This is a genomic window from Youngiibacter fragilis 232.1 (genome assembly GCF_000495435.3).
GTDB lineage: Bacteria > Bacillota > Clostridia > Clostridiales > Clostridiaceae > Youngiibacter > Youngiibacter fragilis.
Map to the genome: position 1 here is coordinate 1 of NZ_AXUN02000184.1, position 17,107 is coordinate 17,107.

The following is a 17,107-nucleotide window of genomic DNA, read 5'->3' on the forward strand; positions in this document are numbered from 1 at the left end:
CTCTTATGCCTTTATGGTGGTAACGACGCCTGAACCTACGGTCCTTCCGCCTTCCCTTATAGCGAACCTGAGTCCCTCATCCATTGCGATCGGTGTGATCAGCTCAACGTTCATGTCGATGTGGTCTCCAGGCATTACCATTTCCATTCCGTCAGGCAGCTTTATGCTTCCTGTTACGTCTGTGGTTCTGAAGTAGAACTGTGGCCTGTATCCGTCAAAGAACGGTGTATGCCTTCCGCCTTCTTCTTTCTTAAGTACGTATACCTGTCCTACGAACTTTGTGTGTGGCTTTACTGTTCCTGGCTTTGCAAGGACCTGCCCTCTTTCGATGTCAGACCTCTGCACTCCTCTGAGCAGTGCTCCTATGTTGTCGCCTGCCTGTGCCGAATCAAGAAGCTTCCTGAACATCTCCACGCCTGTGCAGACTGTCTTCTTCTTCTCTTCTGAAAGTCCTACTATCTCAACTTCGTCGCCGACCTTGAGTATTCCGCTCTCAACTCTTCCTGTTGCAACTGTTCCTCTTCCTGTGATAGTGAATACGTCCTCTACAGGCATAAGGAATGGCTTGTCTGTATTTCTTACCGGTGTCGGTATGTAGCTGTCTACTGCATCCATAAGGTCATTGATGCACTTTGTCGCTACTGGATCATCCGGGTTCTCAAGCGCCTTGAGTGCTGATCCCGCTACGATCGGTGTGTCGTCGCCCGGGAAATCGTACTCGTCAAGCAGCTCTCTTACTTCCATCTCTACAAGCTCAAGAAGCTCTGCATCGTCTACCATGTCTGCCTTGTTGAGGAATACTACTATGTAGTTAACTCCAACCCTTGACGCAAGGAGTATGTGCTCCCTTGTCTGTGGCATTGGGCCGTCTGCTGCTGATACGACAAGGATCGCTCCGTCCATCTGTGCAGCTCCTGTGATCATGTTCTTGACATAGTCAGCATGGCCTGGGCAGTCAACATGCGCATAGTGCCTGTTGTCGGTCTCATACTCAACGTGTGCTGTGTTGATTGTGATTCCTCTTTCCTTCTCCTCTGGTGCCTTGTCTATCTCGTCATACTTTGTTGCGTTCGCATAACCCTTCTTTGACAGTACTGTCGTTATTGCCGCTGTAAGGGTGGTCTTGCCGTGGTCGACGTGACCTATGGTTCCGATATTTACATGAGGCTTGTTTCTCTCGAATTTTGCTTTTGCCATTCTTTGTTGATCCTCCTTGATATTTGAATTTGTTTCACGAACTACTTATCCGAGTTTCTCTTTCCTGCAATCTGCTCCTGGATGTTCTTAGGAACGAAATCATAGTGGTCGAACTCCATGGCGTATACTCCTCTTCCCTGGGTCTTGGACCTTAGGGTAGTTGAATATCCGAACATGTCGGAAAGTGGAACATGGGCTCTTACGACCTTGGCTCCAGCCCTGTCGTCCATGCCTTCGATTCTTCCTCTCCTTGAGTTGAGGTCACCTATGACGTCACCCATGTACTCTTCAGGAACTGTGACCTCTACCTTCATTATAGGCTCGAGTATCGCAGGGTCTGCCTTTGCCATCGCGTTCTTGAACGCCATGGATCCGGCAATCTTGAAGGCCATTTCTGATGAGTCGACATCGTGGTAGGAACCTTCTATGAGCCTTACCTTGAAGTCAAGAACCGGGAATCCGGCAACAACACCCGCCTTGGATGCTTCCCTGATACCCTGGTCAACTGCAGGAATGAACTCCTTAGGAATTGTTCCACCTACGACAGCGTTCTCGAATATGTATTCACCTGGATTAGGGATCATTTCAATTATCGCGTGTCCGTACTGTCCGCGTCCGCCTGACTGCCTTACGAACTTACCTTCAGCAGTGACCTGCTTCCTGATAGTCTCCTTGTAGGCAACTTGTGGAGCACCGACGTTGCACTCTACCTTGAACTCCCTCTGGAGTCTGTCAACGATGATTTCGAGATGGAGCTCGCCCATTCCCGCTATGATCACCTGACCTGTCTCCTGGTCAGTCCATGTCTTGAATGTCGGGTCCTCTTCAGAAAGCTTTGCAAGCGCAAGACCCATCTTCTCCTGGCCAGCCTTGGTGTTAGGCTCGATAGCGACGTTTATGACCGGCTCCGGGAATACCATTGTCTCGAGGATGATAGGATCAGTATCAACTGAAAGCGTATCTCCTGTAGTGGTATCCTTGAGTCCTACAACTGCGCCTATATCTCCGGCTCTGAGCTCTGTGATCTCCTGCCTGTGGTTTGCATGCATCTTTACGAGTCTTCCGATTCTTTCCTTCTTGCCGCCCTTTGTCGTGTTGATGACGTAGGAGCCTGAAGTCATTACGCCGGAATAGATCCTTGTGAATGCAAGCTTACCTACGAACGGGTCGGTAGCTATCTTGAATGCAAGGGCTGACATCGGGGCATCATCTGATGCCGGCCTTGACTCTTCCTCACCATCAAGGTTGGTACCTATTACAGCAGGGATGTCAAGTGGTGACGGGAGGTAGTCAACTACCGCGTCAATCATTTCCTGTACGCCCTTGTTCTTGTATGATGATCCGCAGATTACAGGAACTATCTGGTTTGCGATTACACCCTTTCTGAGCGCTGCCTTGATCTCCTCCACAGTGAACTCCTCGCCCTCGAGGTACTTCATAGTAAGGTCTTCATCAAGATCCGCAACAGCCTCTATGAGGATTGTCCTGTATTCATTGGCCTGGTCGACAAGGTTTGCTGGGATCGGTCCCTTTTCGATCTCTTTTCCAAGGTCGTCAAGATGAACGATTCCTTCCATTGTAACGAGGTCCACGAGGCCCTTGAAGCCTCCCTCTTCACCGATTGGAATCTGTATTGGAACTGCGTTTGCCCTCAGCCTGTCCTTCATGGTCTTTATGCAGTTGAAGAAGTTGGCGCCGGTGGCGTCCATCTTGTTCACATAAACGACTCTTGGCACGCCGTACTTGTCGGCCTGCCTCCAGACTGTTTCTGTCTGGGGCTCGACACCTGACTTGGCATCGAGTACTGTCACCGCTCCGTCGAGGACCCTCAGGGATCTCTCAACTTCTACGGTGAAGTCTACGTGGCCCGGAGTGTCGATGATGTTTATTACATGCCCATTCCATTCTGCCTGGGTAGCAGCAGATGTTATGGTTATTCCTCTTTCCTTCTCCTGAGCCATCCAGTCCATCTGAGACTCACCCTCGTGGGTTTCTCCGATCTTATGTGTCTTTCCTGTATAGAAAAGAATACGCTCAGTCGTAGTTGTCTTTCCTGCGTCAATATGTGCCATTATCCCTATGTTACGGAATTTCTCCAAAGGGAACTGTCTTGCCACACGGACTCCTCCTCTCGTTGTTAAATTACAGGAAACTGTCCCAGCTTTTTAGCCAAAACAGTTTCTTGCGGATATTAGTATCTGTAGTGAGCGAACGCCTTGTTGGCTTCCGCCATCCTGTGTGTGTCTTCTCTCTTCTTGACAGCAGTTCCAGTGTTGTTCGCAGCGTCCATCAGCTCTCCGGCCAATCTCTCCCTTGCGTACTTCTCTGATCTCTTGTCAACAGCAAGAAGCAGCCATCTGATTCCAAGAGTCTGCCTTCTTTCCGGCCTTACCTCTATTGGAACCTGATAGTTGGATCCGCCTATTCTCCTTGACTTTACTTCAAGAAGCGGCATTACATTGTTCATCGCCGTCTCGAATACGGAAACAGGGTCGTTTCCTGTCTTTGCCTGGATTATTTCGAATGCTCCGTATACTATCTTCTGAGCTACGCCCTTCTTGCCATCGTCCATGACGTTGTTGATGAGCTTTGTAACTACTTTCGAATTGTAAACCGGATCAGGCAGTACATCTCTTTTTGCTATAAAACCTTTCCTTGGCACTTTTCTTCCCTCCTTAACAATTGTCGATTAATTCATCGGTACTCGGTATGCTATACCGCAAAGCGCTCTATTTTTATATATATCTGAATGAAAAATCTTTCCCATCTGATTCATAAAAACACAGCACTGATTGATGCTACTTCTTGACCTTAGGCCTCTTAGCACCATACTTGGACCTTGACTGCAGCCTGTTGTTGACACCTGCGCTGTCGAGTGCTCCTCTGACAATGTGGTACCTTACACCAGGAAGGTCCTTGACTCTTCCACCCCTTATGAGAACAACGCTGTGCTCCTGAAGGTTGTGTCCTACTCCACCGATATAGGCCGTAACCTCATATCCGTTAACAAGTCTTACCCTGGCGATCTTTCTGAGCGCTGAGTTTGGCTTCTTAGGAGTAGTTGTCTTGACTACTGTGCAGACTCCTCTTTTCTGAGGGGACTCCTTTAGAGCTGGAGAATTAGTCTTATAGACTGCTGTCTCTCTGCCCTTCCTTACTAGCTGGTTAATAGTTGGCATTTTTTCACCTCCGTGTGTCTTTATGAAACATATCTATATGGGTTAATAGATACCTGAGCAACACCCTTTAACGGGCTTCGTGGGACAAGCCCGGTGCTTTGGATTATCCAAAACACCGTTCCTCTAAATCACACAAATTTTATTCTACCAAAACCATGGGTAAGTGTCAACAAATAGACACTAATCCTCTATGATCTCTTCTTCTTCCTCAAGCTTCTCTACAGCAAGGTCATTGTCGGTACTTAGCTTTATGGCATTGTACCTGGTCATTCCGGTACCGGCTGGAATCAGCTTTCCTATTATGACGTTCTCCTTGAGTCCAAGCAGCGGGTCGATCTTACCCTTTATAGCGGCATCGGTCAGGACCCTTGTGGTTTCCTGGAAGGATGCAGCTGAGAGGAACGAATCTGTAGCAAGGGATGCCTTTGTTATTCCAAGCAGCACCTGCTCGCCTTCCGCTTCCTTGAGTCCGAGCTCCCTTACCCTGTTGTTTTCAGCGATGAAGTCGAATATGTCTATGAGTACTCCCGGAAGAAGTTCAGTGTCATTTGCTTCACTGACCTTGACCTTTCTTGTCATCTGTCTTACGACAACCTCAAGATGCTTGTCATTGATGTCAACACCCTGCAGCCTGTAAACCTTCTGTACCTCTGAAAGGAGATAGTCCCTGACACCGTCAACTCCCTTTATCCTCATGATGTCATGAGGATTTATTGAGCCTTCAGTAAGAGCATCTCCGGCTCCAACCACCATTCCATCCGAAACCTTCATTCTGGATCCGAAAGGTATGTCATAGCTGAATTCCTCGCCGGTCTCAGAAAGCACATGCACTGTCCTCTTCTTCTTGGTCTCCTCAAGCCTTACGCTGCCGCCGATATCGGTGACAACTGCAAGTCCCTTTGGCTTTCTCGCCTCAAAGAGCTCTTCAACCCTGGGAAGACCCTGGGTTATGTCGGCTCCGGCAACTCCGCCTGTATGGAATGTTCTCATCGTAAGCTGTGTTCCCGGCTCTCCTATACTCTGCGCAGCGATGATGCCCACAGCCTCGCCGATATTGATCTGGCTCGCAGTTGCCATATTCATGCCGTAGCACTTGGCGCATACGCCCACCTTTGTCTGGCAGGTATAAACCGACCTGATCTTGACCTTCTTGATTCCAAGGCCATCTATCTTCTCCGCCATAAGCGGTTCGATGTACTCGCCGTCGCGGACAAGGATCTCCCCTGTTTCCGGATGGACGATGTCCTGCATGGTGAATCTTCCTGTAAGTCTCTCCCTAAGTGTCTCGATAATATCACCAGCTTCGCTGATTGCCTCAATCTCGATGCCTTCAGTGGTTCCGCAGTCCTCTTCCCTTACTATCACTTCCTGTGATACATCGACAAGTCTCCTTGTCAGGTATCCTGAGTCAGCTGTCTTAAGGGCGGTATCCGCATTACCCTTTCTTGCTCCGTGAGTTGATATGAAGTACTCGAGAACGTCAAGGCCTTCCCTGAATGAAGCCCTGATCGGTCTTTCGACGATCTTTCCTGACGGGTTGGCCATAAGTCCTCTCATTCCCGCCAGCTGCTTGATCTGGGATTTGGATCCTCTCGCACCTGAGTCCGCCATCATGAATATCGGGTTGTATTTGTCCAGGGATTCCATAAGGGCGTCAGCAACCTCATCGGTCGTCTTTGTCCACTTCTCTATTACCCTGTTGTATCTTTCCTCTTCTGAGATGAGTCCTCTCTTGAACATCTTCTCGATCTTGTCTACGGTATCATCAGCTTCCTTAAGAAGTACATACTTCTTGTCAGGCACGATCATGTCCGCAACCGCGACCGTGATGGCTCCGACAGTGGAGTAATGGTACCCAAGGGCCTTGATATCATCAAGCATCCTGGAGGTAAGAGTCGGCCCATGCTTTATGTAGCATTTGTCAACTATCTTTCCAAGCTTCTTCTTGTCAACAAGGAAGTCGATTTCCGGCTTGAACAGGTTAGCTTCATCGGTCCTGTCGACGAATCCAAGGTCCTGCGGAACTGATTCGTTGAATACGAGCTTTCCTACAGTTGTCCTTATTATCTCTGTCCTCTCCACACCATCAACGACCTTTGAAAGTCTGACCTTGATAGGCTCCTGAAGGGTTACAGCCTTGACCTGATATGCCATCAGGGCTTCTTCCTTTGATATGTACAGCTTGTCGAAGCCGTCGTTTGACGGTCTCTCCATTGTCAGGTAGTAGGATCCAAGGACCATATCCTGCGATGGAACAGATACCGGCTTTCCGTCAGATGGCTTCAGTATGTTTCCTGATGCGAGCATAAGGAACCTGGCTTCAGCCTGCGCCTCCATTGACAATGGAACGTGGACGGCCATCTGGTCTCCGTCGAAGTCTGCATTGTACGCGGTACATACCAGGGGATGGAGCTTAAGTGCCCTTCCTTCGACAAGTACCGGTTGGAATGCCTGGATTCCAAGCCTGTGCAGCGTAGGTGCCCTGTTAAGGAGAACCGGATGGTCAGTGATGACCTCTTCAAGGATATCCCAGACCTGAGGCTGGACCCTCTCCACCATTCTCTTCGCACTCTTTATGTTGTGTGCTGTTCCGTTTGCAACCAGCTTCTTCATTACGAAAGGCTTGAACAATTCAAGCGCCATCTCCTTGGGGAGACCGCACTGGTACATCTTCAGCTCAGGGCCGACGACGATAACCGATCTTCCTGAATAGTCAACACGCTTACCAAGGAGGTTCTGCCTGAACCTTCCCTGCTTACCCTTCAGCATGTCGGAAAGGGACTTTAACGGCCTGTTTCCAGGACCTGTTACCGGTCTTCCTCTTCTGCCGTTGTCGATAAGCGCATCCACAGCTTCCTGAAGCATCCTCTTCTCGTTCCTTACGATTATGTCAGGAGCGCCGAGGTCAAGGAGCTTCTTCAGCCTGTTGTTCCTGTTTATGACCCTTCTGTAAAGGTCATTCAGGTCAGAGGTTGCGAACCTTCCGCCGTCAAGCTGAACCATTGGCCTTATGTCAGGAGGTATTACCGGAATGACATCTATGATCATCCAGTCAGGCCTGTTTCCGGACTTCCTGAAGGACTCGATCACCTCAAGCCTTCTTATTATCCTGACCCTCTTCTGTCCGGTTGCGTTCTTAAGGTCTTCCTTGAGCTCCTTTGAGGATTTCTCAAGGTCTATTTCAGCGAGCAGAGCCTTGATGGCTTCCGCTCCCATCTTTGCAGTGAAGGAGTATTCTCCCTCCTGCTCTACCATATCCCTGTATTCCTTCTCCGTGAGCACCTGCTTCTTCATGAAGGTGGTGTTCTTCGGGTCAAGCACCACGTAGGATGCAAAGTACAGTATCTTCTCAAGTGACCTCGGGCTCATGTCGAGGATGAGTCCCATCCTCGAAGGGATGCCCTTGAAGTACCATATATGGGAGACAGGTGCGGCAAGCTCTATGTGCCCCATCCTCTCTCTCCTTACCTTGGCCTTGGTTACCTCGACTCCGCATCTGTCGCATATTATGCCCTTGTATCTTACTCTCTTGTATTTACCGCAGTGGCACTCCCAGTCCTTCATAGGCCCGAATATTCTTTCGCAGAACAGTCCGTCCCTTTCCGGCTTGAGGGTCCTGTAGTTTATGGTTTCCGGCTTCTTAACCTCGCCTCTGGACCAGCCTCTGATCTCCTCAGGAGATGCAAGGCCTATCTGCAGCGCATCAAAGTTGTTTAATTCCATAAAGGGTTGTCCTCCCTCCAATTACTCTAAATCGTCGGCAAAATCGCTCGTGTCATCATCAATTTCGAAATCCTCATCATCAATTATCAGCGCATCCTTATCGAATTCCTCGCCTGTATCGATGATTATGTCCTCCGGGGAATCGATGGATATTCCGGTTATCTCAGTGAAGACTTCCTCTTCAACCGATTCCTTTATCTCTATCTCTTCCTTCTCGTCATTCAGTACCTTGACATCCAGACACAGAGCCTGAAGTTCCTTTATAAGGACCTTGAACGACTCTGGTATGCCCGGCTCAGGGATATTCTCACCCTTGACGATGGACTCATATGTCTTGACTCTTCCGACGACGTCATCGGACTTGACTGTAAGTATCTCCTGCAGAGTGTGGGCAGAGCCATAAGCCTCAAGTGCCCAGACTTCCATTTCTCCGAACCTCTGTCCTCCGAACTGCGCCTTTCCGCCCAGCGGCTGCTGAGTTACAAGGGAGTACGGTCCTGTAGACCTTGCATGTATCTTGTCATCGACCAGATGCGCAAGCTTCAGTATGTACATGTATCCTACGGTGACAGGATTGTCAAAGGCTTCTCCTGTCCTTCCGTCGTAAAGCAATGTCTTGCCGTTCCTGTCATATCCGGCCTTCTCGAGCATATCCTCGATGTCCTTCTCTGTCGCTCCGTCAAATACCGGGGTGGCAACATGCCAGCCCATCTTTGAGGCCGCCCAACCGAGATGGACCTCAAGTACCTGTCCGATATTCATTCGGGAAGGAACTCCAAGAGGATTCAGGCATATCTGGAGAGGTCTTCCGTCAGGCAGGAATGGCATGTCTTCCTCAGGGAGAACCCTTGAGATGACACCCTTGTTTCCATGTCTTCCGGCCATCTTGTCACCAACGGAGATCTTCCTCTTCTGTGCGATATAGCACCTTACGAGCATGTTGACTCCTGGCGGCAGCTCATCAGCATTGTCTCTTGTGAATACCTTGATGTCTACTATGATACCTGATTCACCATGCGGCACTCTCAGTGATGTATCCCTTACTTCCCTTGCCTTTTCGCCGAATATAGCTCTGAGGAGCCTTTCTTCCGCAGTGAGCTCAGTCTCACCCTTAGGTGTTACCTTACCGACAAGTATGTCTCCAGACCTTACTTCGGCACCTATCCTTATTATTCCCCTGTCATCCAGGTCCCTTAAGGAGTCGTCACCGACATTAGGGATATCCCTTGTTATCTCTTCCGGCCCAAGCTTGGTGTCCCTTGCCTCAGCCTCGTATTCCTCAATATGTATCGAGGTGAAGACGTCGTCCCTTACCAGCTCTTCCGATATCAGCATGGCGTCCTCGTAGTTGTAGCCTTCCCAGGTTATGAAGCCGATTCGGATATTCTTTCCGAGGGCTATCTCACCGAGGTCTGTAGACGGTCCGTCTGCAAGAAGGGCTCCCTTCTTCACATACTCTCCCTTTTCCACAAGAGGCTTCTGATTGATGCATGTACCCTGGTTGCTTCTCTTGAACTTCAGAAGCCTGTAGGTGTCGATGAGACCCCCGTCAGCCCGCTTTATCCTTATCTCATTCGCGCTTACATATACTACCGTACCTTCATGTACAGCCTTCGGAAGCACTCCTGAGTCAGAAGCCGCCTTGTACTCTATGCCTGTTCCGACTATCGGCGCTGTTGCCTTCAGAAGCGGAACGGCCTGACGCTGCATGTTTGATCCCATCAGGGCTCTTGATGCGTCGTCGTTCTCAAGGAACGGTATCATTGCTGTTGCAACGGATACCAGCTGCCTTGGTGATATATCCATGAGGTCTACACTCTGCCTTGTTATGACAGCCATATCCTCCATGTCCCTTACAGCCACCCTTTCGCCTACGAACCTTCCGGTCTCGTCAAGAGGCTCGTTTGCCTGGGCTATGAAGTACTGGTCCTCCTCGTCTGCGGTGAAGTACTTAACTTCAGTGGTTACAGTACCGGTGGACTTGTCTACCACCCTGTAAGGAGTCTCTATGAAGCCGTACTCATTGACCTTGGCAAAAGTAGCCAGGGAGTTGATGAGTCCTATGTTCGGTCCTTCAGGGGTCTCTATGGGGCACATCCTTCCGTAATGGGAGTGATGTACGTCCCTTACCTCGAAGCCTGCCCTTTCCCTTGAAAGTCCTCCAGGTCCGAGCGCTGAGAGTCTTCTCTTGTGAGTGAGCTCTGAAAGCGGGTTGGTCTGGTCCATGAACTGGGAAAGCTGCGAGGATCCGAAGAATTCCTTTATTGCAGCAGTAACAGGCCTGATGTTGATAAGGGCCTGCGGAGTTATGTTCTCCTGGTCCTGTATCGTCATCCTTTCCTTGACTACCCTCTCCATCCTTGACAGTCCGATCCTGAACTGGTTCTGGAGAAGCTCGCCTACAGACCTCAGCCTTCTGTTTCCAAGATGGTCGATGTCATCGACAACGCCTATCCTGTATGGAAGTCCAAGCTCGTAGCTTATCGCTGCATATATGTCGTCCTTAAGGATATGCTTAGGGACAAGGCCATGGAAATTCTTCCTTATCTCTTCCTTGAGGTCATCCTCTTCAAGGTTCATGTTGAGTATTGAACGCAGGACCGGGAAATGCACCAGTTCCTTTATTCCGACAATCTTCGGGTCGAATGAGATGAAATCCTTCATGTTAACGAAGTTATTTCCTATCACCCTTATAGTCTTGTCGTCCACAATGACATCAACAGAGTTGATAGCGCAGGCATGCACAGCCTTTGCCTTTTCTCTCGTGATCTTCTCACCCTTGCCGACTATTATCTCGCCAGTTGAAGGGTCTACTATGTCATTTGCTGATATGTGGTTCACGATCCTTGCAGCGATGTTCAGCTTCTTGTTGAACTTGTATCTGCCGACCTTTGAAAGGTCATATCTCTTCGCATCGAAGAACAGCGAATCGATAAGGGATACTGCGCTGTCCACAGTAGGAGGCTCACCGGGTCTCAGCCTCTTGTATATCTCAAGGAGGCCTTCCTCCTTGTTTGTGGTATTGTCCTTTTCAAGCGTAGCCTTGAGCCTTTCCTCTTCACCGAAATAGGAAAGTATGTCCATGTCGCTTGACATTCCCATTGCCCTTGCAAGCACAGTTATGGGAAGCTTCCTTGTCTTGTCTATCCTTACACTTATGACATCGTTCGAATCGGTCTCGAATTCCAGCCAGGCTCCTCTGTTAGGTATGACGGTGGATGCATAGAGTTTTTTCCCGTTCTTGTCCAGGGACTCGTTGTAATATACCCCAGGAGACCTTACAAGCTGCGAAACGATAACTCTTTCAGCTCCGTTTATGATGAAGGTTCCCTGTTCGGTCATCAGCGGGAACTCGCCCATAAAGACTTCCTGTTCCTTGATTTCTCCGGTCTCGATGTTCTCGAGCCTTACCTTCACCTTCAAGGATGCGGAATAGGTGGAATCCCTTTCCTTGCACTCCTCGATGGAGTATTTGATGTTCTCTCTGTCCAGATGGAAGCCCACGAACTTCAAAACCAGGCTGCCACCATAATTGGTGATCGGGTTGATGTCATCAAAGACCTCGTCAAGCCCTTCCTCAAGGAACCAGTTGTATGAATCAAGCTGGACCTCGATGAGGTTAGGCATTTCGAAGACGTCCTTGACTCTTCCGAAACTCATTCTTGTTCTTTTTCCTGTAGGAATTGGAACAGGATGTACCATTAGCATTCACCCCTCAAAAAACTAAAAATGCCCAAAAAGACGCAAGTTCCCTAGGGACTTTGTCTCTTGGATTCAACCGATTAGAAACGTATGGGACCTTGCAGAAAATCAGCGACTTTCGCAAAAATCCCCATTTAATATTTTAACCTTCTTTTCTCTCTATTACAAGAGTACAATTAAGTATATTATCACAATATTAACAACTAGTCAACGAATTAGCCCAGGTTTTGTTTGAAAATATTGTCAGACAATTCGTATTCAGTTGCTAATGATGCTCAAACGAATAGAGACCCGCTCAGGGTCCCTATTTCAGAAGTTATGAACCTTCTATGAAGGTCTTCACAATCTGTTCCTGTTGCTGACGATCCTTGCGCCGAACGGCATAAGGGAAAGCTTTGCCATCTTGAAGCTCTGCAATCCGAATGGTATCCCGATGATCGTGATGCAGAACGCCACTCCGATGAGTGCATTCAGTATGAACAGCTCGAAGCCTCCGAAGAATATCCAGATTATGTTGAGTATGAGGCTTCCAAGCCCGACTCCGTCGAAGGATACGTCCCTTCCGAACGGGAACAGCTGAAGGTCAGCCATCTTGAAGCACTGGATGCCTATTGGTATCCCGATTATGGTAAGGCACCACAGGACCCCTACGACGAACCAGCCTATTGCCGGTATGAAGCCACCAAAGACCAGCCATATGAAATTGCCTATGAGACTCATGCAGTCCACCCCCTCGATAACAATATACGGGATGAACATTGAAATCTGATTAATAATATTCGAAGCCAGCTATTTTCCGGGAGACTTAAAAGCGACAAGCACATAGGAGAGCGGAAACCCCTTGTCCTCCAGGGATGAGAACATCCCTCCCGCTATGTCCCTCTCGTACTCCTTAAGCCTTACCGCATGAAGCCCGCTGTCAGACATTGCGTTTATGATGCTGCCGAGGGTATGCTGGAAGGACGTGAATGTCTTGGATGAGTATTCTTTGCCTGTCATGTAGTTCATTCCGGAGTCATCAACCCAGGGCTCATCCTTGAAATATGAATTCCGGATCCTGTCCGGCTCATCTTCATCGAAGTTTTCCTCACCCCTTACTGCAAGCATGCCGCAGAATGGATGCATCTCATGAATGAAGAGAACTCCATTTTCCTTCAGGCAGGACGATACCTTCCTGAAGAATGGATGGAGGTCCTTGAACCAGGTCAGGGCACCAATGGTCACAAGTCCGTAGTCGAAGGAATCGTAATGCTCCTCCCCTATCTCAAGTATGTCCGTCTCGATGAAGGAACACGGCAAAGCCAGCTCATCAGCGAAGGAATTGGCAGCCTTCACCATGTTTGCAGCAATGTCAAAGCCAATCCCCTTCTCCAGACCAAGCTTCGAAAGGTTCAGAAGCTCCCTTCCATTGTTAGAGCAGAACTGGGCACAGGTTTTACCCCTGAATTCATATTTCTTCATTTCAAAGAGAAGCTCAGGGTCAAGATAAGGAAACTCCTCCTCGTTGAGCCTTGCTACCAGATCTTTGTCATAGTCCTGCCTTCTGTTGTCATAAGCCTCTTCCCAGGCTTCCTTGTTTTTACCCCTGTAGTCCATGCCGCACCTTCCTAAAGGATTTGATAATTCGATTATAACGCCGCATGGGGTCAATTTCCCCAAAATGGCAGAATATTAACGGAAAATGCACAAAAAAACAGGAGCAGGATATCAGTCCTGCTCCATGTTCCGGAATTACTTAATTTCTACTGTAGCTCCAACTTCTGCAAGCTTAGCCTTCATAGCTTCAGCCTCATCCTTTGAAACGCCTTCCTTAACTGGCTTTGGTGCTCCATCAACGAGCTCCTTAGCTTCCTTAAGTCCAAGTCCTGTGATTTCCCTTACAGCCTTGATGACCTTTATCTTCTCTGCTCCTGCTGATGCAAGGATTACGTCGAACTCAGTCTTCTCCTCAACTACAGCTGCCTCAGCAACTGCGCCTGCTGCTGCAACTGGTGCTGCTGCGGATACTCCGAACTCCTCTTCACATGCCTTTACGAGCTCGTTAAGCTCGAGAACTGTCATTTCCTTGATTGCTGCAATTATTTCTTCCCTTGATATTGCCATTATTGACACCTCCGTGTTTATTCGAAAAATTTGTTTGTCAGGCTGACAGCCCGACCTTCTGGTTACTCAGCCGAAACTTAAGCCTTGCTCTCAGCAACTGCATTGAGCATGTATACAAGGTTCGACAATGGGGATTTGATGCTTCCGAGGAACTTTCCGATAAGGACTTCCTTGGATGGGATCGTTGCGAGCATCTTTACGCCTTCCGCATCAAGTACGGAACCGTCTACGTATGCCGCCTTGAGCTCAAGCTTCTTGCTTTCCTTAGCGAAGTCGCTGAGGAGCTTTGCTGCCAAAGTCTCGTTCTCATAGCCGAAAGCTATTGAAACCGGTCCTTCGAGATAAGGATCAAGTCCTTCGATGTTAAGGGACTTAGCCGCCCTTGACACTAGAGTGTTCTTATAGACCTTGTAGTCTATTCCTGACTCTCTAAGCTTCTTTCTAAGAGCTGTATCCTGCTCGACAGTTATTCCCTGATATGATACAAGGACAACTGATTTCGCCTTTCCAAGCTTCTCGGCAATCTCATTGACTTTGACTTCCTTGACCTGCTTGTTCTTGTTCACTGTGTGTCCACCTCCTTACAGCATTGAAACTGCAATCTTGTAAATAAGAAAGGTCTTTCCGCAGACGGAAAGACCTTTTGAAATCAATCTTCAAAGTCCTCGGTCGGATTTACGGGAATTTCCCCTACCTACTGTCTACGGAATGGCTATTCATTTCTTTAACGGTAGTATGTTACCATCTTCGCCGTGACTTTGTCAACAGTTTTAGTCAAGAACCTTCACAGGATTTATCTTTACTCCAGGTCCCATTGTTGAGGAAACTGAAACTGACTTTATATACTGTCCCTTCGCTGCTGCGGGCTTAGCCTTTACAACGGCTTCCATAAGGGCCTTGAAGTTCTGAGCGAGCTTCTCGTTCCCGAATGACTTCTTTCCGATCGGAACGTGGATTATAGCAGTCTTGTCGACTCTGTACTCCACCTTACCAGCCTTGATATCAGCTAATGCCTTAGCTACATCGAATGTTACTGTTCCAGACTTCGGGTTCGGCATGAGACCCTTTGGTCCGAGAACTCTTCCGAGCCTACCCACGACTCCCATCATATCCGGAGTTGCTACAACAACTTCGAAGTCGAACCAATTCTCCTTCTGAATCTTGTCAAGGTACTCCTCTGCTCCGACATAGTCTGCGCCTGCATCCAAAGCTTCCTGCGCCTTTGCTCCCTTAGCGAAAACAAGGACTCTTACAGTCTTTCCTGTTCCGTTTGGAAGTACAACTGCACCTCTGACCTGCTGGTCAGCATGTCTTGGATCTACTCCAAGCTTTACGTGAAGCTCTATTGTCTCGTCAAATTTAGCCTTTGCTGTCTTTATAGCGAGGTCAAGTGCCTCACCAGGTGTGTAAAGTGCCTGCCTGTCTATGAGCTTGGCGCTTTCTACATAATTCTTTCCCATGTTAATTTTGCCTCCTTCGTGGTTTTAACGGTTTTTACCTCCCACCTGTTCCGGTAAGATTATTCAACGATAGTGACGCCCATGCTCCTTGCTGTTCCTTCGATCATGCTCATTGCAGTCTCTATGGTTGCAGCGTTAAGGTCAGGCATCTTTGTTTCTGCGATCTGCCTCACTTGTTCCTTGGTGAGCTTTGCCACCTTGGTCTTGTTTGGAACTCCTGAACCACTTTCGATTCCAGCCGCCTTCTTTATGAGGACCGCTGCAGGTGGTGTCTTGAGTATGAAGCTGAATGATCTGTCCTGATAGACAGTGATTACGACAGGTATGATATATCCTACCTTGTCTGCTGTCCTAGCGTTGAATTCCTTACAGAATCCCATGATGTTGACACCGTGCTGTCCAAGTGCTGGTCCAACCGGTGGTGCTGGAGTAGCCTTTCCTGCTGGGAGCTGTAACTTGATCATTCCCGTAACTTTCTTTGCCATGAGTTTTTTCCTCCTATACTGTGGTAGATTGCGGACCTTTGGTCCTCCCACTTATTAAGACCCGCAGGTCAAAAAAGCTTAGTAGATTTTCTCGATCTGGTTGAATTCGAGCTCTGCCGGAGTTGATCTTCCGAACATCTCGATCTCGACCTTGACCTTCTTCTTGTCCTTGTTGATTTCCCTGATAGTAGCCGGGAAACCCTTGAAAGGCGCTGTAGTTATCCTGACGCTCTCGCCCACTGCAAGGTCTATCTTCGGTGCAGCTTCCACTATACCCATTGACTTGACCTCTTCGTTCGTTAACGGAACAGGATTGTTTGACTTTGCGCCGACGAAGCCGGTGACTCCCCTGGTGTTTCTTACTATATACCAGGATTCTTCGGTCATGACCATCTTCACCAGGACGTAGCCTGGGAATTTCTTCTTGAGGACGACCTTTTCCTTGTCATCCTTGCGTTCGATGACTTCTTCCATAGGAACTTCAACACCCTGCAAAAGATGACCTAGGTTTCTGTTTTCGATTGCCTTTTCAAGGTTGACCTTCACCTTGTTCTCATAACCCGAGTATGTATGAACAACATACCATCTTGCCTTTTCTTCCATAGAAAATGCGGAGCAGGATGGATATCCGCCCCTTTCCTCCTTCCTTGATTCAAACTTAAATGTTCAAAAGGAAATTTGTCAGGAGATTCTCAAAAAGGAGGTCTGATACAGCTATCATTACCATATAAATGGTGCATATGACAACAACTGCAGTCAAGGCCTTTTTGACTTCCTCCTGGGAGGGCCAGGTTATCCTCTTGAATTCTCTTTTGACTTCCTTTAGGAAGTTCAAAAATCCTTTGTCGTTAGAAGCCATGAAATTCACATCCTTAGTCCAGCTTACTTAGTTTCTTTATGAACCGTATGCTTGTGGCAGAACTTGCAGTACTTGCTCATCTCGAGTCTTTCCGGATTGTTCTTCTTGTTCTTCATAGTGTCATAGTTTCTCTGCTTGCACTCTGTGCATGCCAAAGTCATCCTAACTCTCACCTTTGTGCACCTCCGTACCTCTTATATTTTGAACATGATAATAGACCCCGTGGGTAGGGTATTACTAAGTTACTTTATCACATAGGTTTTGCCGTGTCAACGAAAAATTACACCCAAACATAAACAAATTCAGTGTGTCAGGCATGGCGATAGCCCTGATCCGCTTTTCCGTTTCCGCAAAAAGGACCGGATAAACCGGTCCTTCAAATCTCTTATGCCTTTATGG

Annotated in this window: 15 protein-coding genes and 1 other annotated feature; all 15 genes read right to left on the bottom strand. The window is 48.3% G+C overall.

The genetic code is table 11. The features are described from left to right. Positions 1 to 3: 3 nt before the first annotated feature. On the bottom strand, positions 4 to 1,197 hold the full coding sequence (gene tuf, locus T472_RS12025) for an elongation factor Tu (RefSeq protein ID WP_023388308.1): 1,194 nt from the start codon (positions 1,195 to 1,197) through the stop codon (positions 4 to 6). A gap of 41 nt (positions 1,198 to 1,238) precedes the next feature. Continuing rightward, positions 1,239 to 3,314: an elongation factor G gene (gene fusA, locus T472_RS12030; RefSeq protein ID WP_023388454.1), complete on the bottom strand. Its 2,076-nt coding sequence runs from the start codon at positions 3,312 to 3,314 to the stop codon at positions 1,239 to 1,241. 74 nt (positions 3,315 to 3,388) lie between these two features. Next, positions 3,389 to 3,859, bottom strand: a complete 471-nt coding sequence (rpsG, locus tag T472_RS12035; RefSeq protein ID WP_023388453.1) for a 30S ribosomal protein S7 — start codon at positions 3,857 to 3,859, stop codon at positions 3,389 to 3,391. A 136-nt stretch (positions 3,860 to 3,995) separates the two neighbouring features. Then, the gene (gene rpsL / locus T472_RS12040) at positions 3,996 to 4,376 is read right to left on the bottom strand and encodes a 30S ribosomal protein S12 (protein WP_023388452.1); all 381 of its coding nucleotides are present in this window, start codon (positions 4,374 to 4,376) and stop codon (positions 3,996 to 3,998) included. A 180-nt stretch (positions 4,377 to 4,556) separates the two neighbouring features. After that, positions 4,557 to 8,099: a DNA-directed RNA polymerase subunit beta' gene (rpoC, locus tag T472_RS12045; RefSeq protein ID WP_023388451.1), complete on the bottom strand. Its 3,543-nt coding sequence runs from the start codon at positions 8,097 to 8,099 to the stop codon at positions 4,557 to 4,559. Between the two features lie 21 nt (positions 8,100 to 8,120). Beyond that, complete coding sequence (rpoB, locus tag T472_RS12050) at positions 8,121 to 11,801, bottom strand: DNA-directed RNA polymerase subunit beta (protein WP_023388450.1); 3,681 nt, start codon at positions 11,799 to 11,801, stop codon at positions 8,121 to 8,123. Positions 11,802 to 12,140: 339 nt separating this feature from the next. After that, positions 12,141 to 12,521: a YccF domain-containing protein gene (locus tag T472_RS12055; RefSeq protein WP_023388449.1), complete on the bottom strand. Its 381-nt coding sequence runs from the start codon at positions 12,519 to 12,521 to the stop codon at positions 12,141 to 12,143. Between the two features lie 69 nt (positions 12,522 to 12,590). Next, entirely contained in the window at positions 12,591 to 13,397 is an 807-nt protein-coding gene (locus tag T472_RS12060) for a class I SAM-dependent methyltransferase (RefSeq protein ID WP_023388448.1), read from the bottom strand. Between the two features lie 135 nt (positions 13,398 to 13,532). Next, positions 13,533 to 13,898: a 50S ribosomal protein L7/L12 gene (gene rplL / locus T472_RS12065; RefSeq protein WP_040907506.1), complete on the bottom strand. Its 366-nt coding sequence runs from the start codon at positions 13,896 to 13,898 to the stop codon at positions 13,533 to 13,535. 83 nt (positions 13,899 to 13,981) lie between these two features. After that, the gene (gene rplJ / locus T472_RS12070; protein WP_023388446.1) at positions 13,982 to 14,470 is read right to left on the bottom strand and encodes a 50S ribosomal protein L10; all 489 of its coding nucleotides are present in this window, start codon (positions 14,468 to 14,470) and stop codon (positions 13,982 to 13,984) included. Positions 14,471 to 14,506: 36 nt separating this feature from the next. Beyond that, positions 14,507 to 14,629, bottom strand: a sequence feature (ribosomal protein L10 leader region). A gap of 45 nt (positions 14,630 to 14,674) precedes the next feature. Beyond that, positions 14,675 to 15,364, bottom strand: a complete 690-nt coding sequence (gene rplA, locus T472_RS12075) for a 50S ribosomal protein L1 (RefSeq protein ID WP_023388445.1) — start codon at positions 15,362 to 15,364, stop codon at positions 14,675 to 14,677. Positions 15,365 to 15,423: 59 nt separating this feature from the next. Next, on the bottom strand, positions 15,424 to 15,849 hold the full coding sequence (gene rplK / locus T472_RS12080; protein WP_023388444.1) for a 50S ribosomal protein L11: 426 nt from the start codon (positions 15,847 to 15,849) through the stop codon (positions 15,424 to 15,426). 78 nt (positions 15,850 to 15,927) lie between these two features. Beyond that, positions 15,928 to 16,452, bottom strand: a complete 525-nt coding sequence (gene nusG / locus T472_RS12085; protein WP_023388443.1) for a transcription termination/antitermination protein NusG — start codon at positions 16,450 to 16,452, stop codon at positions 15,928 to 15,930. A 55-nt stretch (positions 16,453 to 16,507) separates the two neighbouring features. Next, a complete protein-coding gene (secE, locus tag T472_RS12090; RefSeq protein ID WP_023388442.1) occupies positions 16,508 to 16,708 on the bottom strand; it encodes a preprotein translocase subunit SecE in 201 nt (66 codons plus the stop codon). 23 nt (positions 16,709 to 16,731) lie between these two features. Further along, positions 16,732 to 16,881, bottom strand: a complete 150-nt coding sequence (rpmG, locus tag T472_RS12095; RefSeq protein ID WP_023388441.1) for a 50S ribosomal protein L33 — start codon at positions 16,879 to 16,881, stop codon at positions 16,732 to 16,734. Positions 16,882 to 17,107: the final 226 nt, after the last annotated feature.